The sequence below is a fragment of the Paenibacillus sp. FSL R5-0912 genome, assembly GCF_000758605.1.
Classification (GTDB): Bacteria; Bacillota; Bacilli; order Paenibacillales; family Paenibacillaceae; genus Paenibacillus_AQ.
On sequence record NZ_CP009282.1, the window covers coordinates 4686591 to 4709852 of the forward strand.

The following is a 23262-nucleotide window of genomic DNA, read 5'->3' on the forward strand; positions in this document are numbered from 1 at the left end:
TAACGGCTCTGACAGATAAGAAGGTTCCATATAGACTTCATTGTGCTCAATTTCAAGAGAGGATTCTGCCCAGCCTATACTATTCAGCATGTATGTGAATTTCATTCTTCATCTCCTGTAGCGATATCAAACAACGCCAATAACCCATCCAGACGATCAATCACAAGATCATACCTGCTCACTTCGCCAAATCCGTAACTTGCGTACACAAAAGGAATCCCGGCAATCCCCGCCGCCTTCATATCTCCCTCCGTATCGCCCACATAGACAGGACTGCTTAAGTGATTTCGCTCCATAACCAGCCTGATATTCTCGCCCTTGGATAGTCCGGTTCTGCCCGGATTCTCGTAATCTGTGAAATACTTCTGCAGCTGATGGTATTCATAAAAAGCCTCAATATAACCCGCCTGGCAGTTGCTCACGATGAACAGCATATATTTTGCAGATAATGCCTGAAGCACTTCTTCCAGCCCTTCATACAACCTTCCGCCTTGCTTGGCCAGACAAAGACACTCTACTTCACAGCATTCTCTGAGAATTCTTTGCCGGGTGTCCTCATCTATATTCGGGAACAGCTTCCGGCCAGCCTCATCTACCTGCAGACCCATGATTCCCTGTAAATCTTCCTTGGTTACTGCGCTTACGACACCTTGGTAATTGCTGAGCACACTATTCCATCCCACCACTACTGCATCCGAAGAATCCCATAACGTGCCATCCAGATCAAAAATAATGCTGTCCATTCCACTTCTCCTAACGTTCAGTTCGTAGTTGCTGCTGCGGCCGGGCCCATATCAGATGAATCATATTCAGCGAGTAGCTCTCTACCTTACTGATCTGCATCCCGGACTCCCGGACCAGTCCAATAATATCCCGGGTGTGATGGCATCCATAGACACGGTACAGCAGCGGATTCAGTGTCCGTTGCAGCGTTGACACCATGAAGTTAGAACTGATCCCATGCTCCAACAGCAGGATAGTCCCGTCCGGCTTACACCAGCGGTTAATCTTCTTCAGCATCTCCAGGGGATTCTGATAGCTGCAACAAGATAACGTAGAAACAATAGTATCGAAGGTTTGCCCGGGGAAGCTCATTTCTTCCATATCTGCACATACAAAACTGGCGTTCACGTGGTAATGTCCTGCTGCCTGCCGCGCCTTCTCAAGCATTGCGCTGCTGAAATCCGCTGCAGTAATCCTGACCTCCCTGGGATAGTAAGGGAAGTTAGCCCCCGCCCCCACTGCCAGCTCAAGCACATCCCCCTTGGCATGACTTATAAGATTCCGGCGCCAGCGTTGCTGTTTGGGATCTTCTCTTTTGCGGGCATAGTCTGTGGCCTGTTTATCAAAAATACGGATCAGCTTCTGCTTATCCATCTGCACCGGTCACTCCATTCATTAATAAAGTCGTTTCTCGTAGCTCTCCTGTATGCCTTGCCGGACTACTTCCACAGTAAACTCGGCAGAATTCACATGATCCGCTATAATCGCCGGAGCAGACGGAAGCGAGGCCTCTGCGGGCCAGGAGCCGCTGTCCCATAGCTGTGATCTTTTAAAAGCCTTGGCACAATGCATATAGCATTCCTCCACCTTCACTCCAATTCCCAAGGCAGGCCGTTTATCCCGGGCCTTCATCCTATCCAGAATATGCTCGTCTCTGATCACGAAAGCTTGACCGTTAATCCGCAGGGTCTCTTCAAGTCCCGGGATGATAAAGATTAGGCCAACATTGGGGTTAGCGAGGATATTTCGCAATGAATCAAATCTGCGGTTGCCCGGCCGCTCCGGTATCACCAAATGACCGTCATCCAGCACTACTACCGATCCAGGTGCATCCCCGCGTGGAGATACATCGCAAGAGCCGTGTTCATCTGCAGTAGACAGGAATAACAGCGGTGACATAGCGATAAAATTGCGGCAATTATGATCCAGATGATGGATCGATTTGCGCTTCACCACTTCACTGGGATAACCCAGGAGTTCTCTAAGCTCAGCTTCTGAAGTCAGAATTTCTGTAAAAGGATTATTCATCTAGCGTCCTCGATTCTGGTTTGGCTTCTAAGATATATTTTACAATCATATACCCGAAACGTTCCTCAGCGCCAGATCTCCATCCGTTCATCGAGGGTTGAAGTATGCAGCTCTAACTGGATTCCATCCGGGTCCAAGAAATTAACGGACCAGCCTACTCCACGCTGTATCGGGCCTCTTACAATTGATACATTGTTGTGATGCAGGATGCCCATAGCTTCCTTGAAATCGTTCTCTGCGATATAAAAAGCCACATGGTCCATACCGGCGAATCCGTCAGTGTGTTCCTCAGCATCCGCCCGTTCAACCAGGCAGACCCAGGCACTTCCCCACTCCAGATAAGCATCCGACCTGCCACGGTGTCTTAGGGTCATACCTAGAATGCCATGGTAGAATTCCAGGGATGTCTGCAGGTTGCGAACATTTAGCGTAATATGGCTAAATCCGGTTACATTCATATCAGTGGCTCCTTTCGGGCTTCGTTTGAAAATAATAAAACATCCTGAAATGGAGAGGTCGTAACCTCCTGAATTTTTCCTTTTTGTCGCATTTCTCCTCTAGTGACCTTCAATAATATTTCTTCAATCTTTAACTTCACTTCATCTATATTTCTTGAATTAAAAACTTCTAATGGGTTAGCCCAATCAGCGAATTGTTGCTCTTCATCATCACTTTTATGTATTAATAATAGCCTGTACTGCCCGTTTGGCTGAAATTCAGGATACCAACCGAGGTCTAATATCTTTTTCCTATTGTAGTTTACAAATTGGAATAAATCCTCATTATATTCCCAGCGGTGTTCATGTTCTTCATCTGTGAAGTCTTCCGGTGATACTTCGGTAAACACATTCCATTTTATTGTCCAACCTATAGGAATTCTTAGAGGAACTAATTGCAGGTTCATCTGAATGATCCTTTCTATTTATATTCGATTAGTTGTGATGCCCTAATTACAGCCATCGCGTAAACCGTTTATGCAACACTTTAATCTGATGTTGTTCTGCCCAATCCTTCAGATCCTTTATCCCCTGATCTTCCTTGTCAGCGAAACAGAAACAGTACTTGTACGGCACCAGCAAATTAGCCTTGGGCTTAACCGCGATTACAGGCTTAAAGTATCCTTTGATAAAAATCTTCTTAACCTTGCCCGCTTCTATCTCAGTATTCTTGATCTGAAGGACTTCAGGTTTAATCTCAATGACGAACGCTCTGCTAAATGTCAACAAGCGATAAATTAATATCCCAATGATGGTTACTGCTACCCCAATGACGAGGAAGGCCATGATTAGTTCTAATCGGGTAGATTTATTGGCTTGCAGCATGAACCATATCCAGCATAACATCAGAATACTCGTACCTATCGTAGCCATAATTTCAGCAGGACGTTTGCCTTGATGTGTGATCATCCTTTCCATTCACTTCCCCCACTTTGTTCATAATAAAGACCTATTGGATTCTTATTATAATACAGGTAAAAGATGGTATGCAGCAGTCTGTGGTAACATTCTTTGACGGATAGGCGAATCCCTTAATTTGCGTATTCATTTTTTTGACTAACCGGGTACGAAACTATAAGATAGATCGCATGAGAGTGATTACAGATCAGGAGGGACAAGCATGGAAGAGTTTGCACAGTATTTAGCGAAGATTGATAATCCGGTACACCGGGCCGCTACGGAAGAGGTACTTGCCTGGGTGATTCAGGAATTCCCCCAATTGACGCCGAAAATTGCCTGGAACCAGCCGATGTTCACCGACCACGGAACCTATATTATCGGCTTCAGTGTATCCAAAGCGCATATGGCCGTTGCTCCCGAGAAGGCGGGCATGGATCATTTTGCCGATGCCATTAAGCAGGCTGGCTTAGATCACACCAAGCTGCTGGTGCGTATGAAATGGACGAGTCCTGTTGACTTCACCCTACTCCGACACATGATCGAGTACAATATTGCGGATAAGGCTGACTGTACAACTTTTTGGCGGGCATAGAAGGCATGGATGAAACACTGGGATCAGCCAAGAAAAAAGGACGTGCAGGATAGCACGTCCATCGTATGACATATCATTTTACAGGATAACTCCAGTGACAATCTTACGGTGATCTGATACATAAGCTCTGAATTTATTCTCTTGCGCTGCATCCTCGAACGATTGCTTAGCTATGAACCAGTATTCCTGCTGACCATGGAACAGTAAGTAATAGCCTTTATTCTCCCACACCCGGGTGAAGGAGCCCCATTTCATGATGGCCTGATCTTCTTCCGGACTGAAGTTAATCCCTTCTGCATCAAACAGATATTCGAATTCCTTGTTGTACCTTGTATCTGCCGACAGGATCTTTGGTAACAGTAAGGTACGCATAACCATCGACATCGCGATCGTAAGCACAAGGGTTATCGATATCCCGAGGAGTATGATCGATTCGTTCTTAACATATAGAATCATACAAACGGCTACAAACACCGCTTGAATCCCAATGGAGAGTATGGATTTCCACGAATGGAAATATAGTGCCCGCGCAACCTTTTGAATATGTTTTCCGTAATGAAAGCTAATTTTCTCCATCTTGCCACCCTTTATCTGTTCACTTAATAACCTCTAGTAGTATAGCATTCATTACACGAAACCCATAGCGGAGAAACTGCCCGCCATCCTCTTCATTCTACTTGGCGCCCTGATCCACCACAGGTTCTGGCCCCAGCTTCACAAAGAGCGTCGCAATCAGTGCGATAAGAAAACCGGTCGTACAGGCAATAAGAAAACCGCCAAACCCGTCTCCCAGATAAGCAGGCAAAGTCGCCAGACCCGGAAAAGCGAAAGAAATCGCGGACGAGCCGGACAGGCCGACCATTCCGCCCCCGATCGCACCCGCACAGCAGACAATGACCATCGGCTTGCGCAAGGGCAGGTTCACCCCAAACATCGCGGGCTCGGTAACTCCGAACAAGGCTGAAATAGACGCGGACAAACATAAGGTTTTGAACTTCTTGTCCTTGGCTTTGATGAACACGGCGAGCGCTGCTCCTGCCTGCGCGAAGGCGGCTGGTCCCATCAGCGCGAGGATTGTATCCGAGCCATGTACGTTGATATTGTTGATTGCCAGCGGCACCAGACTCCAGTGCAATCCGAAGATAACCATCGGCTGAATAATCGCGCCAAGCACCATTCCCGCCCCGACCGAACTGAGGTCGTATACAGAGCGGTATCCTTCAGCCAGCGCGTCTCCGGCAAGTGAACCAATGGGACCGAACACCAGCAATGTCACGGCGGACACCGTTACAATCGAGATCAACGGTGTGAAGAACTCCCGGATCACCTCAGGCAATATTTTAACGCAGAAGCGTTCTACATACACTAAGAGGCCTACCGCAAGGATGATCGGAATGGCGCTCGACGGATAGTTAACGGGAGTAATACTCATGCCGAGAAAATGTATGATTTCCTGGTTGTCAAACAGCGTGGTCAGGCTCGGGTACACCAGTACTCCGGCAATCACAACGGCAGTAAAGGGGTTGGCCCCGAATTTGCGGGCGGCTGTAAAGGCAAGCAGCAGCGGAAGGTAGTAGAACAGACTGTCCGCCATCGCATTAAGCACCATATATGTGCCTTCCGCTTTACTGATGATCTCCAGCGCAACGGCGCCGGCGAGCAAACCTTTCATAATGCCCGCAGCACTCAGAATATTAACAATGGGAAGAAAGATTCCCGAAATGCCGTCAATGATGACATTGACCACATTCCTTTTGGACTGCTTCACAACTGTTGACTCATTATGTACTTTCATATGATCCTCCTGCAGCTATACTTGAATTCCGACATAAATGACCCGTAAGAGTGTCACTTTGTTCAAAGCTGTCCTCTTACGGGTCACCGTTAGACCAGCATGATTGCCGGCTCTTTAGAATACTTTTGTCGTCCACGATTCGCAGTTCCAGATATCCGTCACGATATCTCGGTAGAACTCAGGTTCATGGGAAATCAGCAGGATGCTGCCTTTATAAGCTTTGAGCGCACGCTGCAGCTCCTCCTTGGCATCTACATCGAGATGGTTGGTAGGCTCATCCAGTACAAGCAGGTTGCTATCACGATTGATCAGCTTGCACAAACGTACTTTGGCTTTCTCGCCGCCGCTTAAGACCGCAATCTTGCTCTCGATATGCTTGGTCGTCAGGCCGCATTTGGCCAGTGCCGCCCGGATCTCAAATTGGGAGTAGGATGGGAACTCGTTCCAGATCTCTTCAATACAGGTGTTGTAATTCGATTCCTTCATTTCCTGTTCGAAATAGCCGATCTCCAGCAGATCACCGAGTCTGACCGAGCCTGAAATGGCCTGAATCTGACCGAGAATGCTGCGCAGCAGCGTCGTTTTACCGATCCCGTTCGCACCGACGAGAGCTATTTTTTGTCCCCGCTCCATGCTCAGATCAAGAGGTCTGGACAATGGAGAATCGTAGCCGATTACCAGATCCTTGGCTTCAAAAATCACCTTGCCGGAAGTCCGGCCCTGCTTGAAATTAAATTGCGGCTTCGGCTTCTCTTTGGCAATCTCGATGACATCCATCTTATCCAGCTTCTTCTGCCGGGACATCGCCATATTCCGGGTAGCTACGCTGGCCTTGTTCCGGGCCACGAAATCCTTCAGATCCGCGATTTCCTGCTGCTGGCGTTTGAAGGCGGACTCCAGCTGGGACTTCTTCGCCTCGTACACCTGCTGGAAATACTCGTAATCGCCCACGTAACGCGACAGCGACTGATTCTCCATATGGTAGATCAGGTTGATGACGCTGTTCAGGAAAGGAATATCATGCGAAATGAGAATGAACGCATTCTCGTAATCCAGCAGGTAACGCTTCAGCCAGTTGATATGCTGTTCATCGAGATAGTTCGTAGGCTCATCCAGCAGCAGAATATCCGGCTTCTCCAGCAGCAACTTGGCCAGCAGGACCTTGGTCCGTTGACCGCCGCTGAGATCGTTAACGTCTTTGTCCAGACCGATGTCGGTAAGTCCAAGCCCGCGGGCGGTTTCATCGATTTTGGCGTCGATCATATAGAAATCCTGGCTGGTCAGCATGTCCTGAATCGTGCCGACATCCTCCAGCAGCTGCTCCAGCTCCTCCGGGGAGACCTCGCCCATCTTGCCGTACATATCGTTCATCTCTTGTTCCATATCGAACAGATATTGGAAGGCTCCGCGCAGAACATCACGGATGGATTGTCCCTGCTGCAGGACCGCATGCTGGTCCAGATAACCGGCGCGCATACGCTTCGCCCATTCCACCTTGCCTTCGTCCGGCTGCAGCTTGCCGGTAATGATATTCATGAAGGTCGATTTACCTTCACCATTGGCACCAATCAGACCGATATGCTCGCCCTTCAGCAGGCGGAAGGATACATCGGTGAATATGGCCCGGTCTCCGAACCCGTGACTCAGCTTTTCTACATTTAATATACTCATGAAATTAACACCTTTTCCTTTATTCTATATTCTCGTCATATTATAAAGGCTAAAGCGCCACAACTCCAGACGGTTTGCAAAAAAAGCAGAAAAAACACTAACTTTGGGGTTAGTGTCTGCTTACGCCTTGCGCTCTCCTGTGAATTACGCATAGTTTTTGGCTCAATCCAGGCATTTGGCGAAAAGCTCTGTTAACTGGATGCCCCTGTGCCAATCTGTCCCTCCATCTTCAATCGTCCAGCATGCCTCAAGCACGCCCCGAACCACACCCCACATCGCGATTCTGCGAGGGTCCAAGCCAAGGCGGTCGGCCATAAGCGCAATCCGGCCCCGTAGTACCTGCTCGCGATCACCACCCCGATCCATATAGTTCAGCAGATACTGGATAGTATCAAAATGAACGTCACCGATGATGCCTTTGGGATCAATAACTACCCATTGCTCTTCTCCTTGGCGGAGGATGTTGTCATGATGAAGATCTCCATGCAGCAGGAGATTCTCTCTCGTGGTCGTAATGAGATATACCAGACACTCTTCGGCATTCTCCACCCAACTCTCAGGCAGTGGCGCTGCAGCGTTCCCATCGTCGAACCGCTCACGGTATCGCTCTATTGCCGCGAAGTACTGCTTCATAGAAGGGTATACACTACCCGTTGGCACAGGAAGATGAAGGCGGTGAAATACTTGGCAAAAGATATCCGTCGCCATCGCATCATCCGTAATCGCCGACAACGGTGTCCCAGGGTCCGCTCCCTCCAGCAGAGCCATCCCCCAATCCTCGTCAGCATCCAGTACACGAATCGCCCCCCGGCCCTCATAGGCACGCAGCACACTAACTTCCTTGGAAAGCTCGTCCTTCAGGTAGGAGGATTTTAGTACTGCCGGCTTCCCGTCCCTGAGCTTTGCCCGGAGTACAAAGTTATAGGATAAATTGGAAAAGGGAGTTTCCGGACTAAAGCCGAAGCGGTTAGCGCAGTCGGCTATTAAACTTGGCAGCGCCTCCGACCATGCTTCGCCCTGTATACGGTAGAGTTCGTTCATTCTTTTAGTAAAAGTATCCGGGATTGTAAACATGCCGTAATGGCTCCTTTCGGTGAAATCGTTTGACTGTAAGCTGAATGAACAAGGACTTTTTTGATAAAGTAATGCTGTGATATCCCAGCACCTCTTGTTCCGTTATGCCAATTCTATCAGGAAAACCGAAATTCGCCATAACTCCAGACAGTAATCAGGTTCCATGGTCATACTACAGGTAAAGAAGCAGCAGAACGTAAGCAAGCGTGACCCCCCCGGCCGTGTAATCCATCCGCGACAAGTTCAGCTCCCTATAAGACGTGCGGCCCTTTCCGGTCCCGTAAGCCCTTGCATCAATCGTCATCGCCAGCTGTTCCGCCCGCTGAACCGTAGACAGGAGTAACGGAACCACTAGCGTCAAATAAGCAAGTATCCGCTTATAGCCCTTGACCGCCATGATCTCATATCCCCTCGCTCTTTGCGCCAGCATAATCCGGTCCAGCTCTTGCACAATTGTAGGGATGAAACGGACTGCAAGCACGAGCATCAGGGCGATCGCCTCCACAGGAACCCCCCAGCGGGATAGAGGCTTGAACAGCTTCTCCAATCCTTTGGCCAGATCCAGCGGTTTGGTCGTCAATGTCAGCAGCGAAGCAAGGGAAACCAGCAATAGTATGCGCCAGACCACGAAGATGCCGTTCTCTATCCCTGCTCCTGTCACCTTAACGGCCGAGCCCGGCCAGAGCGGCGTTCCTGGGGTATGGAAGAGATGGTACACAAAAGTAAAGGATAAGATGAGCACCACCGGTTGTAATCCCCTAAGAAACATCCGCACCGGAACTCTGGACAGCAGCAGCTGACTTCCCGCAAAGACTGTCGCCACAGCATATCCGCCAACATTATGAAGAGAGAGGCAGCAAAACGTGAACGTCAGAACGCTTAACAGCTTCGTCCGGGGGTCAAGCCGGTGGAGCACCGAGCCTGAGTGGATATACTGGCCCAGCAGGATGTTATCCTTCATTCCGAAGCCCTCTTGACTGCCAGACGGTCCGCGCAAGCTGCATAATATCTTCTTCCCTGCAGCTCTCCGGCTCAAGCTTCTGTCCGGACAGCGCTTCAAACAAGTGTAAGAGCTGAATAGGCTCCGGCAAAGGCAGTCCGGCTTGCTCCAGCAGCACTGCATGCTTCAGGAACAACTCATCCGCTTCCAAGTGGGCCAATAAGCGTCCCCGCTCGAAGATCATCACCTCGTCCGAATATTCGGCTACCTCCTCGAGCTGATGAGAGATGCATAGCACCGTCCGGTCCTTTGCCCTCTGCCATACCTTAAGCTGCTTCAGCAGCGCTGTCCTGCGTACGGGGTCAAGTCCGGCGGTCGGTTCATCCAGAATCAGCAGCTCCGGCTCCGCAATCAGCAAAGAGGCGATGGCGACAAGCCGCTTAAGCCCCCCGCTAAGCTGGAACGGCTTCTCCTGAAGCAGCTCTGCGGGGAGTCCCAGCTGCTCCATAACCGTCTTGATGGCTTTGTCCACCTTCTCTGGAGATTCCCCCTTCATGGTTGGAGCAAAGGCCAGCTCTTTAAACATCGTCGTTTCAAACATCTGCTGCTCCGGATATTGAAACACATAACCGATCTGCGGAATGACCTTCAATTTTCCTTTACCATCCCCCGGCAGAGGCTGCCGGTTATGCGTATATTCACCTCTATAATAAGGAATCAGCCCTTTAATGACTTTGGCGAAGGTGGACTTTCCGGCCCCGGTATGGCCAATCACCGAAATCCATTTCCCCTCCTGAAGGGTACAGCAGACCGAATGGAGTATATCTTCACCGTCTAACATCACACTTACATTAGTTAACTCATAGACCATAAGGCAGAGACCGTCTCCTTCCAGTCCGCGCTTAAGGGCGCGTTCAACCCAAGCGCTTGGTGTAGTCTTGCCGCAAAAGGCAGTGCCAGCTGGTGTTCCGAAACAGATACGTCGCTGAACAAGGAGGACGGTGACCCGTCGAAGACGAGGTTCCCTTGGCTTAACAGCAATACACGTTCAGACAATAAAATCTCTTCCATATCATGCGTGATCTGAATGATGGTCTTGCCCTGCCGGTGAAGGGTGTGCATAAGATCCAGAACATCTCTCCTTCCTTGCGGGTCCAGCATGGAAGCCGCTTCATCAAAAATCATAATAGAGGGTTCCATCGCCGCAACGGCAGCCACCGCTACCCGCTGCTTCTGTCCGCCCGACAATTGATGCGGCATAGCTTCCATATAGTCTTCCATATGAACCGCCTCCAGAGCCTTAGTCGCCCGATGAGCCATTTCATCTCCCGGCACGCGCAGATTCTCCAGTCCGAAGATCACTTCATCCATGACCGAGGTGGTGATGAATTGATCATCAGGATTCTGAAAAACAAGACCGGCCCGCTCCCGGATCTTCCCAAGGTCATCAGGATTCCGTGTATTCAAAAGCCCTAGCCGGACTTGTCCCCCTCTTGGCTGAAGGAGCCCGTTCATTAACTTGGCAAGCGTGGACTTCCCGCTTCCGTTCCCTCCAATAATGGAAATGAATTCGCCTTGGCGGATCTTGAAGCTTAGCTGGCGAAGAACAGGCTTCCCCCTCCGGTAGTAATAATCGACCTGATCAAAAGCAAGCATCTGCCTCACCCTCCCTCCGCTGCTTCCAAAATTCAAAAAAATCCTCCGGCGCAGCAGTCACTGAAGCCAGCGGCCGTGGTTTCTCCCACGGTGTAATCTGCTGCCCGTTAACGCCGAACACCCTGCCAGTCAGCTCAGGGTCCGGCTGATCCAGAAGCGCACGGACGAACCGGGCCACGTCCTCAGCTTCGCCCAGCTTCCAGGCCTCCGGGAGCGGCTCATTACGCTGTGCATATTTGTCCGTCAGATGTTGAACCACCGGCCGGGTCATATCGGTTAAGGCCGCAGGAGCAACGCCATTGACCCTGATCCGTCTGGACTTCAGCTCATCGGCAAGCGTCCATACCATCCCGAGAAGTCCCGCCTTAGCAGCACTGTAATTGACCTGTCCCGCCGATCCGGCGAGTCCTGCGGTGGAGGTCATCAGCAGAATATCGCCTCCATGCCGGTTCAGATGAGCCAATGCCCGCTGGATGCAGTAGAAAGCCCCGTTCAGATGAACCGCCAGAACACTCTGCCATTCCCGGTCCGTCATGAACTCGCATTTGCGGTCATGAAGGATGCCCGCGTTATGAATAACAATATCCAAAGCCCCCATCTTGCTGCTCACTTCATCCATCATTGCCGTAACGGCAGCGGGATCGGCGACATTGGCACAGAATCCCTCCGCTGAGCCGCCTGCCCGCCGGATGTCCTCAACGACTTGCTTAATACTCCCGGCATGTAAACCATTTACGGCTACTTTATAACCGCAGCGGCCCAGCTCAATAGCTATACTGCGCCCAATCCCCCGGGCTGCCCCGGTAACCAATACCGTCTTCATGTATCCGCGATCCCCTCTGCAACGCTAAAAGAGCCTTTGGCGATGATATCTTCATGGTCCGATATCACCGTTACCTGAATCTGATCCTGATTACAACTGTGATACCGGAAGTCTACGCATGTGCCTTGGACACACGGTTTTTCAAATCTCATCGTAAAAGCTTGTATCCACTGAGAACGGTGTTCTTTCATATATAGAGACTGCGCCAGCCCCATGATGTACATTCCATGGGCTATGGGGGCCTCATAACCCGCTGTCTTTGCGGCTTCGGCATCCAAATGAATAGCTGCCTCATCCCCGGTCACAGAGGCATATTGCCGGATGGCTGGCTCAGAGATCCTGATTCTCATATCATTTCTCCTCTCCCGATCAAGACCGTTTCAGCTTCAGCAATGAGGCTGCCCCGGTGATAGCAGACCAGTGAAAGGGTATATAGCGTCAGCAGGCCGCCTCTGCCGTTTTTGTGCTCCACGGCCAGCAAGGATAGCTCACAAGCCAGATTCATACCCGCCAGCAGCGGTGCATGACAGGTTAACTGCTGCGTTCCGTGAATCATTGTTCCCTTCCCGTGGAGCCAGGGGACATCCTCTATACTCCAGAACGTTACCGGCATGGTGGAAGGAGCAATCACTGCTCCTTTTATTCGCTGTACGGGCGAAGCTATGCTGTCAGCATATTGCAGAATATTGTCCGCCATGAGCTGAACCTGAAAGCAGATCCGGTTCATAGGACCGCCTCTACCAGAACAGCCAGCCCCATTCCGCCGCCAATGCCAAGCGTAGCCAGCCCCCGTCTGTAAGGGGTCTGCAGCATCTCCGAATATAGACGCGTCATCAGGATCGCACCGGAGGCTCCGTAAGGATGGCCCAGAGCCAATGCACCGCCGCCGGGATTGACCTTACCCGGAGGAAGCTGAAGCTCCTGCAAGGAGGCCAGTACCTGGGCGGCAAAAGCTTCATTAAATTCAACGATATCCAGATCGCCGACTGCCAGCCGCTGGCGGCCCAGCAGTTTCCGGACCGCCGGGACCGGTCCGATCCCCGGATACCGGGGGTCCACCCCGGCAGCCTGCGAGTCTACAAAACGGAGGATGGGCTTTAGGTTAAGCCGTTTGCATTTTTCACGCGACATCATGAGCACCAGAGCGGCGCCATCATTAACGGGGCAGGCATTCCCGGCAGTCACGGTGCCATTCGCCGCAAAAACCGGCGGCAGGCTGCCCAGCTTCCCCAGGCTTGTATCCGGCCTTGGACATTCATCCTCTGTAATCCGGAATCCGTTAGCTTGAAGCGGTACAAGCTCCGGTGCATATCTGCCTGTACGCTTGGCGCGGACTGCCTTTTGGTGGCTCTCAAGCGCATACAGATCCTGCGCCTCCCGGGTAATCCCGTATTTGGACGCTACATGCTCTGCAGCAAGCCCCATATCAGGATCTCCGTAAGCAACGGGCGTGAACGGCGCGCGTGTGTACAGGGTTGGCGTGCCGCTCAGCGTGTGCGGTCTGAACATTTTCCAGGGTGCCCGGCTTGCACTTTCGACTCCGCCTGCCAGGAATATCTCTCCGGCACCGCTCTGAATGAGGCGTGCTGCCATGATGATGGCTTCAAGCCCTGAGCCGCATTGGCGGTCGACCGTGACTCCCGGAACTGTGACCGGCAGCCCTGCTTCAAGCACAGACTTGCGGGCAATATTCCCGCCCGGACCCACTACATTGCCTATGATGACATCATCAATCCATTCCGGCGGCAGCTGTGCTTCGGTAACGAGGAGGCGGATCAGTGGGGCAAGCAGCTGCTCCGGTTCAAGCAGGCTTAACTGCCCACCGATTTTCCCGACAGGTGTACGCCTGGCCATGACAAGAACGGCCTCATTCATAGCCTCCCTCCGCTCACATCGTCCTTCATCCGCTGCCGTGCTATTTTTCCGCTGCTGGTATATATGAATCGGCCGACAGTAATGAACTGCTGGGGTACCTTATAGCCTGCAAGATATAGGCGACAGTAATCCCTGAGCTGATCCGGACTAAGACGCAGTTCCCCGTTCCACTCAATCAGTGCCGTTACCTGCTCTCCCCACCGATCATCCGGCAACCCGAATACCATCGCATCGCGGATCGCCGGATGACGAAGCAGCACAGCCTCCACTTCTTCGGGGAAGACCTTAAGTCCCCCGCTTTTGATCATGTTGCCGGCGCGGCCAGCCAAATGCAATTGCCTGTCCTGATCAAGGAGCACGTAATCCCCCGTTCGCAGCCAGCCCTCGCGAAACACATTTGCCGTCTCTTCAGGCAGCAGATGATACCCGGTGAACATCATTTCGCTCCGGATATACAGCTCACCAATCGTACCCGGAGGAAGCTCGCGAAACTGCCCGTCGCGGATGGAAATCTGCACGCCGCCGAACAGCTTGCCTAAGGAATCCGGCTCCTCCTCCCCGGTTATCTCCAGATAGCTGATGTAGCTGGCCTCGGAGGACCCGTAATATTCATAGAGCTTCGTCCCTTGGAATAGCTCGCGGCAGCTTTGTTTGGAGGTCCCCGGCCACTTGCCGCCGGAGCTGATTAAGGCCTGCATGGATATCCGCGCGGGGGTTACAGCAGCCAGCCGGACCAATGCGTCAATCATCGCAGGCACAACGAACAGAATCATATCCTGTTCACGGGAGCAGAGCTTAAGGACGACCGCAGCATCGAATTCCGGGAGCAGATGAAAGGTTGCCATACTATACAGGGACTGCATCAAGGCGAACAGCGACAGGGAGTGCACGAACGGCCCAGGCGCAAGCACATGCTTCATACTGTTCAGCTGGAATGCCTTCTCTGTCGCCTCAAGGCTTCTTAACCAGGACAGATGCGTCCGCATGTACCCTTTAGGCAGACCGGTGGTGCCTGACGTATATCCGATGAACAGGAGTGCGGGGTTCTCCGCTGCTGCGGCATCCGGCTCGAAGCCAGCCAGCCACGGGCCATAGCTCCGGTCTGTCTGCTTCCCGCCGAAGTACACCTGCGGAATTTCTGCATAACGTTCTGCGAAATCAGCTGCGTGGTGCTCTTCACAAGCGATGAGCCCGGGCTCACACTGCCGGATAACCTTATTCAGCTCTTCGAGAGGCCATTTGGGGTCCAGCAGAATGGGAACACATCCCGCATAAATAGCACCAAGAACAAACTCGGCGAACTCCATACGGTTTCCGGACAGGATGGCGATGTTCCGCTCCCTGTATCCGCCATGCTTCAAACCGGTTGAAACCTGTTGCACCCGCTTCATAAGCTGCGCGTATGTACGTTCTTCCCGCCCGTCCGAGATCGCGGTACGGGAAGGGCAGGCCTGGCCGCGTTCCAGAATGTGCTGTACCAGATTCATGGATTCCTCACACCTCCGCTTGTTCAATCGGGCTGACGGCTTTCAGCTGCATCGTGATGACGGCTGCAAGTACAGCCTTGATGATGTCACCCGGAAGGAAGGCCGTCGCGCCGATAAGTCCGGCCCAGACCGGCGTATCCGTCAGCAGAGCCATAACAGGTGCGCCTATCAGATTCACCAGCAGTACACCAAAGATCAGGTTGATGGCTAACAGCTTCCACATGCTGACCTTCGGCCAGATTTTCTCGGAACACCAGCCAATGACGGCTGCTGCAAGCGGCCAGCTGAATATGTATCCTGCAGACGGTCCAACCAGCACCGCCAGCCCGCCGCGTCCGCCGGTCAGCACTGGCAACCCTAGGGCAATGAGGATAATAAAAATAACTAGGCTGAGGGTACCTATCCGGCTCCCCAGAAAACAGCCGGCGAGCATGACGCCAAGCGTCTGGGCAGTGACCGGAACAGGAATGAAGCCAAGGGGCAAAGGCGGAATCATGCCGAGCACCGCGATGAGTGCTGCGAATAATGCGGCATACACAAGTTCTTTCGTCTTCAAGCTATTGACCTCCAGGTGGATGAAATAAAGGTTGTATTCTGGTTAAAGAATACAGCCAATACGCTGAATTATAATGGAGACTCATTCTATTGTAAACCATTTATATTTTTTAGGTTCACAATTGAGTGAAATAACACCTTCGTTTTCCTATTGTTATCTAAGCATGTTAATATAATCGAAGAGGATTGATCGGAACGTAATATTTCTGGAGGGTTATTTCCATGACAGTTAAAGAACAAATTCTATCCTTGCTGGGCAGCAACAAAGGCGGTTATATATCGGGCGAGGAGATCGCAGGGCAGTTATCCGTAACACGCAGCGCAGTCTGGAAAGCCATCAAATCGCTGCAGACGGACGGTTATTCCATACAGGCTGTAACCAATAAAGGGTATTCCTTATCCCCTTTAACGGATATTTTGTCTGCCGGTGCAATTTCGAAACACCTGAATCTCCAGAGTCAAAAGCTGCGCCTTGAGGTTTACAAAACTATACCTTCAACGAACGAAGCTGTAAAAATCCTGGCCGCAAATGGAGAGGCTGAAGGTAAAGTGATCCTCTCGGAAGAGCAGACTGCCGGCCGCGGAAGAAATGGCCGGCCCTTCTTTTCCCCGCGGGGAACGGGCATCTACATGAGCATCCTGCTGCGCCCCACGCTATCTGCGGCAGAATCCATTCTTCTGACGACCTCCGCTGCAGCCGCCGTTGCTCTGGCCATCGAGTGCGTATCCGGTAAAGACACGCAGATTAAGTGGGTTAATGACGTGTTCATGGACGGCAAAAAGGTGTGCGGAATTCTTACCGAAGCTTCCATGTCGCTGGAAAACGGCCGGCTGGATTATGCCGTTCTCGGCATTGGCATCAATGTAACCCTACCGGCGGGCGGCTTTCCTGACGGGCTTGGCGGGATTGCAACGTCTGTATTTTCCGAAGGCAATCATTATGATGATCTCCGCTGCCGGCTCGCGGCAGAAGTGCTGAATCATTTCATGGAATACTATGCGTATTTAACGGACAGACCGTTTCTCTCCGAATATAGACAACGAATCCTTTCCCTTGGTAAGCTTGTGACAGTGGTGAAGGATAACAAACAACGCGGGGCGACAGCCATTGACATTGATAACGACTGCCGTCTGAAGGTCAGATATGAGAATGGTGACGAGGAGTATCTGTCAAGCGGAGAAGTCAGCATTACCATCTAGGTCACGACTGTAACCACACGTTATCATGAACCTTCGACTACTCTTGCTCTCCACTCCGCTTCCGTTAGCTCATAATCGATGCAGGTTTGCCATTCTCCAAGCTGATCGGTCCATGCATGATTACGCACCGCAATTTTCCGGAAGCCGAGTTTCTCATAGACATGCTGTGCTCTAGTGTTCTTATGGTTGGTATCGAGAATGATTGTGTGATATCCCAACACTTCAAATAAATAACGGATTAGCATCGTTAAAAACCGGGTTCCGGCCCCTTGATTCTGCGCTCTGAAATCACAGATTTTGATGCCAATTTCCGCTACGAGCTCTGCAACCGCACTGTAGCTCATCTCTCCCGCAGGAACACCATCGATCTCCAGTATCAGACGCCCTTTCCGTTCATGGGCTGTGCCGGTCTGCAGTTTGGCTAGCACCTCATGTTCAGTAGTGCCTATTCCATTAGGGTAGCCGGCATGCGCCATAACCTCCCCGTCGTTCCACCAGCTGCATAACAGCTGTGCATCGGCTGCAGTTGCACGCCGAATGACCAGGTTCTCTTTTTGCAGATACATATCGTGTGAACCTCCATCTCTTCCTTCGGTCTAAATGATCGCAGGTTCATCTTATCATGCAAGGATTTCCAGATTAATGGATAGTTTCGTTATACATAAACTGTACAGGGTTATCGTTCATGCTCACATTAATAGAGCCAGCTAACCCATTCCTTGAATACAAGGAAATGCAGTACTAACACGGACAGATTAAGCAGCAGTCCAAGTATAGCCCATTTATTTCTCGAAATAATCCCCAGCACACTGATGCAAATGGCAAATAGCAGGAAGAAGAACACCAGGTAGATTAAGACATCTGCGTGAAGCGCTAAGACCTGCGAACCTGAATTATTTAACCAGATTTCGTCGCCTTATGCCACTCTTAAGCGGTGTCTCACTTTTCATCCTCCGTCTGCTTTCTGACGGCTTCCCGCGAGTCATGAGGAGTATGAATGCTCTCCTTTCTATTGTGTTCGGTTTTCCGCATACATTTGGCCGATGACCTTCGCGCCAGCACATTGTGTTCGGTTTTTCGCATACATTAGGCCCGATGACCTTCGCTCCAGCACATTGTGTTCGGTTTTTCGCATACATTTGACCCGGTGGCCTTCACAGCCGCACACTGTGTTCGGTTTTTCGCATACATTCTATGCTCCCCATTTACTTTTTCGGCCTGCTTCCGGTGAAATCAGGGTGCGCTCCTCCTCATGGCTATCCTTCAGCCACCCTCCGCCCCATCCCAGGGAGGATTCCTTGGATTTCACCCTGTAGCTGACCTCCTGCGGCTTCCAAACGGTTGCTCTTCCTTCCGGAATGCAGCCGATTTCGGCCGCCTCAGGGGAGTTGTTTCTTTGATCGATCCACATCATCCTACGGATGATTCAAGCAACCCTTATCCCCATCTTTATACACTCCTTATCCACAACAGACGAAATCCATAATTTCCTAAACGATAAAAAAGACGCTAACCTGATGTATTCCTACACCTTTTAGCGTCTTTTAGTCAATCCTGCTTAAGTCCAGCGCATATATGCGCGCACCGTAATAGGAGCGAAGATGGCAACAATCACAGCGGCGCCGATTAGGGAGAACACCAGATCGCTGCCAACTGTGCCGTGATTAATCAGATCACGGACTGCAGTGACCAGATGGGAGATCGGGTTAATATTTACGAACCACTGAAGCCAGTTCGGCATAGTGTCCACCGGCACGAATGCATTTGAGAGGAAGGTGAGCGGGAACAGCACGATCATCGAGATCCCCTGCACACTGGAGGCTGTGCGGGCAATCACGCCGAAGAAGGCAAAGATCCAGCTGATCGCCCATGAGCATCCGATGACGAGAAGCGCTGCGAGCGCAACATTCCCTAGGCCGCCTTCAGGCCGCAAGCCCATAATATAACCCATGACGAATGTAAGCACCGTTGCAATGGTATAACGGATGGTATCCGCGAGCAGCGCTCCCGCCAGAGGAGCAATCCGCGCGATCGGCAGTGATTTGAACCGGTCAAACACCCCCTTTTCCATATCCTCCCGCAGCTGGACACCGGTAACGACAGAGGTCGTAATTACAGTCTGCACTAAGATCCCGGGGATGATGACCGGCAAATAACTTGCCACATCACCCGCAATTGCTCCGCCGAAGATATAAGTGAACATCAAGGTGAAAATGATCGGCTGGAACGTGACGTCAAACAATTGTTCCGGCGTGCGCCGGATTTTGAGCAGCCCTCTATAGGCCATTGTTAGTGAATTGCGCACGGCCTGGCCGATGCCCGTATGATTCTTCAATTTCCGTTCGACCCCGGGTTTGATTAAAGTACTCATGCCAGTACACTCTCCTTATTCTTCGCTGAATCAGAGGCAAGCCCGGCCTCTTCCTTCACGCCATGGCCGGTCAGGGTCAGGAACACCTCGTCAAGCGTTGGCTTCTGCACGCTCATCTCAAGCAGCGGGATACCTGCCTCGCGGAGGGCAAGCAGCAGGTCGGTCACCCGGTCCACGTTGCCCATCGGAGCCATGATTTTGGCGGCTTCTGCCGATATATTGGACCGCACCTCCAGTACCTGCTCGATAATCCGGCGGGCATTCCCCAGATCCTGCGGGTTCACTACCTTCAGATGCAGCGATGAATTGCCGACAGAGCCCTTCAATTCATCCACGGTGCCTTCAGCGACCACTTTGCCGGTGTCAATCACCGCAATCCGGTCAGCAAGCTGATCTGCCTCTTCCAGATACTGCGTGGTTAACAAGACGGTTGACCCAGTATTCACGAGCCGCCGGATCGTATCCCACATCTGATTGCGTGTACGCGGATCAAGGCCGGTGGTCGGCTCATCCAGGAAAATGAGCGGCGGCTGCGCAATGAGACTTGCTGCCAGATCCAGCCGCCGGCGCATTCCGCCGGAGAAATTTTTCAAAGGACGCTTGGCTGCTTCAGTCAAACCGAATTCCTCCAGCAGCTCTTCCGCCTTGTTCCGCGACTCGCTGCGTCCCAGTCCGAGCAATCTGGAGAAGATAACCAGATTCTCTGTAGCGCTGAGTGACTCATCCACCGATGCATATTGGCCCGTTACCCCGATTAACTGACGCACGATCTGCGGTTCTTTTGCCACATCATGTCCGAAGATACGCGCCGAACCTGCGTCAGGCCGCAATAAGGTGGCCAGCATGCGGATTACTGTTGTCTTCCCCGCCCCGTTTGGACCCAGCACCCCGTAGATCATTCCTGTGCCTACCTTGAGATCCACACCATCAACTGCACGGTTGCTGCCATACGTTTTGACCAGCCCCTGCGCCTCGATGGCATAGCTGCTCTTGTGCCGCGCTGTTTGCGTTTGTTGTACTTGACTCATTCTTTACTCCTCCTAGACAACTGAATGTAATAGGATGGTAACCGACTTTTTTAAACTGAATATAAACTTATCATTCATCCGCCAGTTTGCTTTTCCCAAGTTCTATTAAAACAAAAATCCGATCCCATGGGATCGGACTGGAGAAGTACGCTTGCAGACGTATGCCGTTTAATCCGTATTTTTAATCATAGCCGCCTTCAGCTTCGGGCAATTCTTTGTACGCATCCTTACCGGCTACGATGTCCTCTATGAAGGTCCGCAGCTCCAACAGCTGCCTGGAATCGTCCGTGAGTTCACAATTTTCATCAGACCAGGTTAAATTCCGGGTGACTCCGTCTACAGTGACTTGCCAGCTGTCCTCCTGATAAGGGGTTGTGGCACAATTATGACTGGCAGGCACCAGTTCCAGGCTCCCCATGATGTTGATTTCTCTCATTTGATCATAGATGCTGCGCATTTCATCTCCGGTCAAAGTAATATTCGCCGTAGCTGTCCCGTTCACAATCAGATCTTTTGCCACGGTATCACTGTAGGTATTAATCTCATTTTTGGTGACTTCACCATAGCCGTATCGAACGAGAAAATCGAAATCCACGGGCATTTCTTCCGGCATTTCCTGCTGCTCTGGTGCTGGCTCTACTTCATTATTCATGTTACAGCCCGCTATAAGCAGCACTGCCAGCAGGAATAAGCGTACTCGTTGCACATTGCTCACCTCCACATAGAAACCTTTACAGAATCATTAGAACTGAATCATACATGGTTGTTCAACGGGACGATTGCCAATTAGTGCAGAACAGGTTATGTAGTATAGTTATAGCTGGCTAAATACTTCGCGACGGCTTCCTTATTCTCATGCCACCATAGAATGGGGATTTCGCCCACTTTCGCCAAACCTAACTTAACGGCCAGATGGTTAGATGCATGATTGCCAGAGTCACAATCCCAATATGTTGTTAAGTTCCGCATGCGGCCAAGCTCAATGAACTCCTGACACAGTCTAAACGCCAAACCTTGATTCCGGTAATCCTGATGTGTAATGATGTCCGGTTCGATATACCCTCCGCCGAGATAAAAGGTGTTACAAACGCTTACAAAGCCAGCTTCATTCGAATAGCTGAAACCGTAAGCCTTCTCAAGATAGGTCTCTGCGGAATCCCACAGCAAGCGGTAGGAATCATCCATCTCCTGAATATACCGCTCAAAAAGCTGCTCATCCATTCGTGTCAGCACGAATTCCCCAGCTTGTTCCTGGGATGCCCCAGAGTCTGCTGCATTGTCACTCATGATGTAATGAGTTCTGCTCAGCTCTACTGTATTATCTTTCAGCGGACCTTTAACCACCGTCAGCCAGTGTCGGGACGACAAATACAGGTCATAATAATTCGCATGATTGGCCGGATCGGCTAAGAAATCTAACAAGCTGCGATTGAACAGTTGATCGTCTTCTTCACCGAACAGATAATACTTTCCCCCGCGGCTGGTGACGATTCCGGCAGTCGGATGGTCTATATTATTCACAAATATTTTACCAGGCTGGTTAAGATCTATAACGCCTCCGACAAATACAAACTTAAATTCACCGTCTTTATGTTTCAGGAGATGCCTGATTCTGCTGTAATCACTCGTCAGTAATTCTATCATTGTTATCCTTCCTCTCAGCAAATGTCCTGGTTATGTATAACTGTAGTTCTCTTAGCAATAAGGGCTGCCGGCCACAGATTTCTGTATACCGCCAGCCCATGCTGCATCCGTTCCGGACACGATTCATTTTGACAGGTAAATCTGCCCATTACAAGAATATCGGGGCATTTAAGGACGTTTCGCTTCCTGCACAGGTATCCATATTTCACTTCTGTACGCTGGCGAGGTTGTATCCTTGCTCTCATTCCATAGGATTTCCGGCCCTTCGACCTGCTCGTAATTGGAAGAAGGGAACCATTCGGAATAAATCCGGCCCCAGATATTCTGGAGCGTATCCGGAAACGGCCCCACCGCTTCAAATACAGCCCATGTAGACGCAGGGACTTCAAGTCTCGCATAGGATAGAGGGCAGTCCAGCGTGGTAGCTACACCAATATAATGATCGAGCTCCCCCCGTTCCGCCATCCGCCCTTCGGAGAAATTCACCGATGCGCTGATCATCCCCGCAGGAACGATGTTGGACAGCTGCTTCAGTTCTGTAATGATCTCCATATTGAGACTCTGCCACATTGCCGCGATTTCCGGATTCACTCCGTTGAACTGAATAGGCACCCTTTTCTTCAGTCCGACGATGCTAAAAGCCGCTTTCTCTTCCATACGATAATTCATTTCACTGCCTCCTCTGATCGTTAATTGAAAAGTCATCCGAGGAAAGGCCTTCAGCGGTGTCCCTGCACTTCTTGCTTCCGACGGCGTCACGCCGTGAACCAGCTGGAAAGCCTTGGTGAAGGCATCTGGTGAACTATAACCAAATTCCAGGGCCAGATCAATAATCCGCTGCTGGCTGCCCTGTAGTTTGAATGCGGCCAGTGTGAGACGTCTGCGGCGGATATATTCCGACAGCGGAATACCTGCCAGGAAGGAGAACATCCGCGTGAAATGATACTCCGAGCATAACGCCCGCCTCGCTGCCTCCCTGACATCCACCTCACCCTCCAGATTCTCTTCAATATAGAAGAGTGCTGCGTTCATATTTTCGAGCAGGTTCATCGTTTATCACCCTTTCCTCACAATCAGATTAACATCTATACAGAGAGCGGTTCCGACAGTTCCTGCACCAGAT

At 51.1% G+C, this 23262-nt stretch carries 27 protein-coding genes; 2 read left to right on the forward strand and 25 right to left on the reverse strand.

The features are described from left to right. Window positions 1–101: 101 nt before the first annotated feature. From R50912_RS19855 to R50912_RS19880, 6 genes are all read right to left on the reverse strand, one after another. Window positions 102–743, reverse strand: a complete 642-nt coding sequence (locus tag R50912_RS19855; protein WP_042237301.1) for an HAD family hydrolase — start codon at window positions 741–743, stop codon at window positions 102–104. A gap of 10 nt (window positions 744–753) precedes the next feature. Further along, window positions 754–1377 carry a class I SAM-dependent methyltransferase gene (locus tag R50912_RS19860; protein WP_042237302.1) on the reverse strand — a complete coding sequence of 208 codons (624 nt, stop codon included), beginning with the start codon at window positions 1375–1377 and terminating at the stop codon, window positions 754–756. 21 nt (window positions 1378–1398) lie between these two features. Further along, complete coding sequence (locus R50912_RS19865; protein ID WP_042237303.1) at window positions 1399–2031, reverse strand: pyridoxamine 5'-phosphate oxidase family protein; 633 nt, start codon at window positions 2029–2031, stop codon at window positions 1399–1401. 65 nt (window positions 2032–2096) lie between these two features. After that, window positions 2097–2489, reverse strand: a complete 393-nt coding sequence (locus R50912_RS19870) for a VOC family protein (RefSeq protein ID WP_042237306.1) — start codon at window positions 2487–2489, stop codon at window positions 2097–2099. Beyond that, the gene (locus R50912_RS19875; RefSeq protein ID WP_042237308.1) at window positions 2486–2935 is read right to left on the reverse strand and encodes a hypothetical protein; all 450 of its coding nucleotides are present in this window, start codon (window positions 2933–2935) and stop codon (window positions 2486–2488) included. The genes R50912_RS19870 and R50912_RS19875 overlap by 4 nt, the downstream gene beginning before the upstream one ends. 46 nt (window positions 2936–2981) lie before the next feature. Beyond that, window positions 2982–3446 carry a hypothetical protein gene (locus R50912_RS19880; RefSeq protein ID WP_042237311.1) on the reverse strand — a complete coding sequence of 155 codons (465 nt, stop codon included), beginning with the start codon at window positions 3444–3446 and terminating at the stop codon, window positions 2982–2984. 202 nt (window positions 3447–3648) lie between these two features. On the opposite strand from R50912_RS19880, the gene R50912_RS19885 reads away from it, so the two are divergent. Beyond that, a complete protein-coding gene (locus tag R50912_RS19885) occupies window positions 3649–4020 on the forward strand; it encodes an iron chaperone (RefSeq protein ID WP_042237312.1) in 372 nt (123 codons plus the stop codon). 78 nt (window positions 4021–4098) lie between these two features. Here the strand turns inward: R50912_RS19885 and R50912_RS19890 are convergent, their stop codons facing one another. From R50912_RS19890 to R50912_RS19950, 13 genes are all read right to left on the reverse strand, one after another. After that, window positions 4099–4596, reverse strand: a complete 498-nt coding sequence (locus tag R50912_RS19890; RefSeq protein ID WP_042237314.1) for a YcxB family protein — start codon at window positions 4594–4596, stop codon at window positions 4099–4101. Between the two features lie 97 nt (window positions 4597–4693). Then, the gene (locus tag R50912_RS19895; protein ID WP_042237316.1) at window positions 4694–5815 is read right to left on the reverse strand and encodes a PTS transporter subunit EIIC; all 1122 of its coding nucleotides are present in this window, start codon (window positions 5813–5815) and stop codon (window positions 4694–4696) included. A 114-nt stretch (window positions 5816–5929) separates the two neighbouring features. Further along, the gene (locus R50912_RS19900; protein WP_042237318.1) at window positions 5930–7486 is read right to left on the reverse strand and encodes an ABC-F family ATP-binding cassette domain-containing protein; all 1557 of its coding nucleotides are present in this window, start codon (window positions 7484–7486) and stop codon (window positions 5930–5932) included. Between the two features lie 162 nt (window positions 7487–7648). Next, window positions 7649–8560, reverse strand: coding sequence for an aminoglycoside phosphotransferase family protein (locus R50912_RS33410; protein ID WP_052416538.1), 912 nt, complete (start codon window positions 8558–8560; stop codon window positions 7649–7651). Between the two features lie 172 nt (window positions 8561–8732). Next, a complete protein-coding gene (locus R50912_RS19910) occupies window positions 8733–9521 on the reverse strand; it encodes an energy-coupling factor transporter transmembrane component T family protein (RefSeq protein ID WP_042237320.1) in 789 nt (262 codons plus the stop codon). After that, on the reverse strand, window positions 9511–10371 hold the full coding sequence (locus tag R50912_RS19915) for an ATP-binding cassette domain-containing protein (protein ID WP_042237321.1): 861 nt from the start codon (window positions 10369–10371) through the stop codon (window positions 9511–9513). The genes R50912_RS19910 and R50912_RS19915 overlap by 11 nt, the downstream gene beginning before the upstream one ends. Further along, on the reverse strand, window positions 10356–11156 hold the full coding sequence (locus R50912_RS19920; RefSeq protein ID WP_042237323.1) for an ATP-binding cassette domain-containing protein: 801 nt from the start codon (window positions 11154–11156) through the stop codon (window positions 10356–10358). The genes R50912_RS19915 and R50912_RS19920 overlap by 16 nt, the downstream gene beginning before the upstream one ends. Beyond that, window positions 11143–11979 (reverse strand): SDR family NAD(P)-dependent oxidoreductase, encoded by an 837-nt coding sequence (locus tag R50912_RS19925; protein ID WP_052416540.1) that lies wholly within the window; start codon window positions 11977–11979, stop codon window positions 11143–11145. Before R50912_RS19925 ends, R50912_RS19920 begins: the two co-directional genes overlap by 14 nt. Next, complete coding sequence (locus R50912_RS19930; RefSeq protein ID WP_042237325.1) at window positions 11976–12329, reverse strand: MaoC family dehydratase; 354 nt, start codon at window positions 12327–12329, stop codon at window positions 11976–11978. Before R50912_RS19930 ends, R50912_RS19925 begins: the two co-directional genes overlap by 4 nt. Next, complete coding sequence (locus R50912_RS19935; protein ID WP_042237327.1) at window positions 12326–12706, reverse strand: FAS1-like dehydratase domain-containing protein; 381 nt, start codon at window positions 12704–12706, stop codon at window positions 12326–12328. The genes R50912_RS19930 and R50912_RS19935 overlap by 4 nt, the downstream gene beginning before the upstream one ends. After that, window positions 12703–13854, reverse strand: a complete 1152-nt coding sequence (locus R50912_RS19940) for a thiolase family protein (protein ID WP_042237329.1) — start codon at window positions 13852–13854, stop codon at window positions 12703–12705. The genes R50912_RS19935 and R50912_RS19940 overlap by 4 nt, the downstream gene beginning before the upstream one ends. Continuing rightward, window positions 13851–15341: a class I adenylate-forming enzyme family protein gene (locus tag R50912_RS19945; RefSeq protein ID WP_042237331.1), complete on the reverse strand. Its 1491-nt coding sequence runs from the start codon at window positions 15339–15341 to the stop codon at window positions 13851–13853. The genes R50912_RS19940 and R50912_RS19945 overlap by 4 nt, the downstream gene beginning before the upstream one ends. A gap of 7 nt (window positions 15342–15348) precedes the next feature. Further along, the gene (locus R50912_RS19950) at window positions 15349–15897 is read right to left on the reverse strand and encodes a biotin transporter BioY (RefSeq protein ID WP_042237332.1); all 549 of its coding nucleotides are present in this window, start codon (window positions 15895–15897) and stop codon (window positions 15349–15351) included. A gap of 221 nt (window positions 15898–16118) precedes the next feature. On the opposite strand from R50912_RS19950, the gene R50912_RS19955 reads away from it, so the two are divergent. Beyond that, window positions 16119–17096 carry a biotin--[acetyl-CoA-carboxylase] ligase gene (locus tag R50912_RS19955; RefSeq protein ID WP_042237334.1) on the forward strand — a complete coding sequence of 326 codons (978 nt, stop codon included), beginning with the start codon at window positions 16119–16121 and terminating at the stop codon, window positions 17094–17096. 23 nt (window positions 17097–17119) lie between these two features. Here the strand turns inward: R50912_RS19955 and R50912_RS19960 are convergent, their stop codons facing one another. From R50912_RS19960 to R50912_RS19990, 6 genes are all read right to left on the reverse strand, one after another. Further along, a complete protein-coding gene (locus R50912_RS19960; protein ID WP_042237336.1) occupies window positions 17120–17662 on the reverse strand; it encodes a GNAT family N-acetyltransferase in 543 nt (180 codons plus the stop codon). A 992-nt stretch (window positions 17663–18654) separates the two neighbouring features. After that, window positions 18655–19467 carry an ABC transporter permease gene (locus R50912_RS19970; protein ID WP_042237341.1) on the reverse strand — a complete coding sequence of 271 codons (813 nt, stop codon included), beginning with the start codon at window positions 19465–19467 and terminating at the stop codon, window positions 18655–18657. Continuing rightward, window positions 19464–20495: a daunorubicin resistance protein DrrA family ABC transporter ATP-binding protein gene (locus R50912_RS19975; protein ID WP_042237344.1), complete on the reverse strand. Its 1032-nt coding sequence runs from the start codon at window positions 20493–20495 to the stop codon at window positions 19464–19466. The genes R50912_RS19970 and R50912_RS19975 overlap by 4 nt, the downstream gene beginning before the upstream one ends. A gap of 181 nt (window positions 20496–20676) precedes the next feature. Next, window positions 20677–21201, reverse strand: coding sequence for a hypothetical protein (locus tag R50912_RS19980; protein ID WP_042237345.1), 525 nt, complete (start codon window positions 21199–21201; stop codon window positions 20677–20679). A 95-nt stretch (window positions 21202–21296) separates the two neighbouring features. Further along, window positions 21297–22139 (reverse strand): GNAT family N-acetyltransferase, encoded by an 843-nt coding sequence (locus R50912_RS19985; RefSeq protein ID WP_042237347.1) that lies wholly within the window; start codon window positions 22137–22139, stop codon window positions 21297–21299. A 168-nt stretch (window positions 22140–22307) separates the two neighbouring features. Next, the gene (locus tag R50912_RS19990) at window positions 22308–23189 is read right to left on the reverse strand and encodes an AraC family transcriptional regulator (protein WP_042237349.1); all 882 of its coding nucleotides are present in this window, start codon (window positions 23187–23189) and stop codon (window positions 22308–22310) included. Window positions 23190–23262 lie beyond the last annotated feature (73 nt).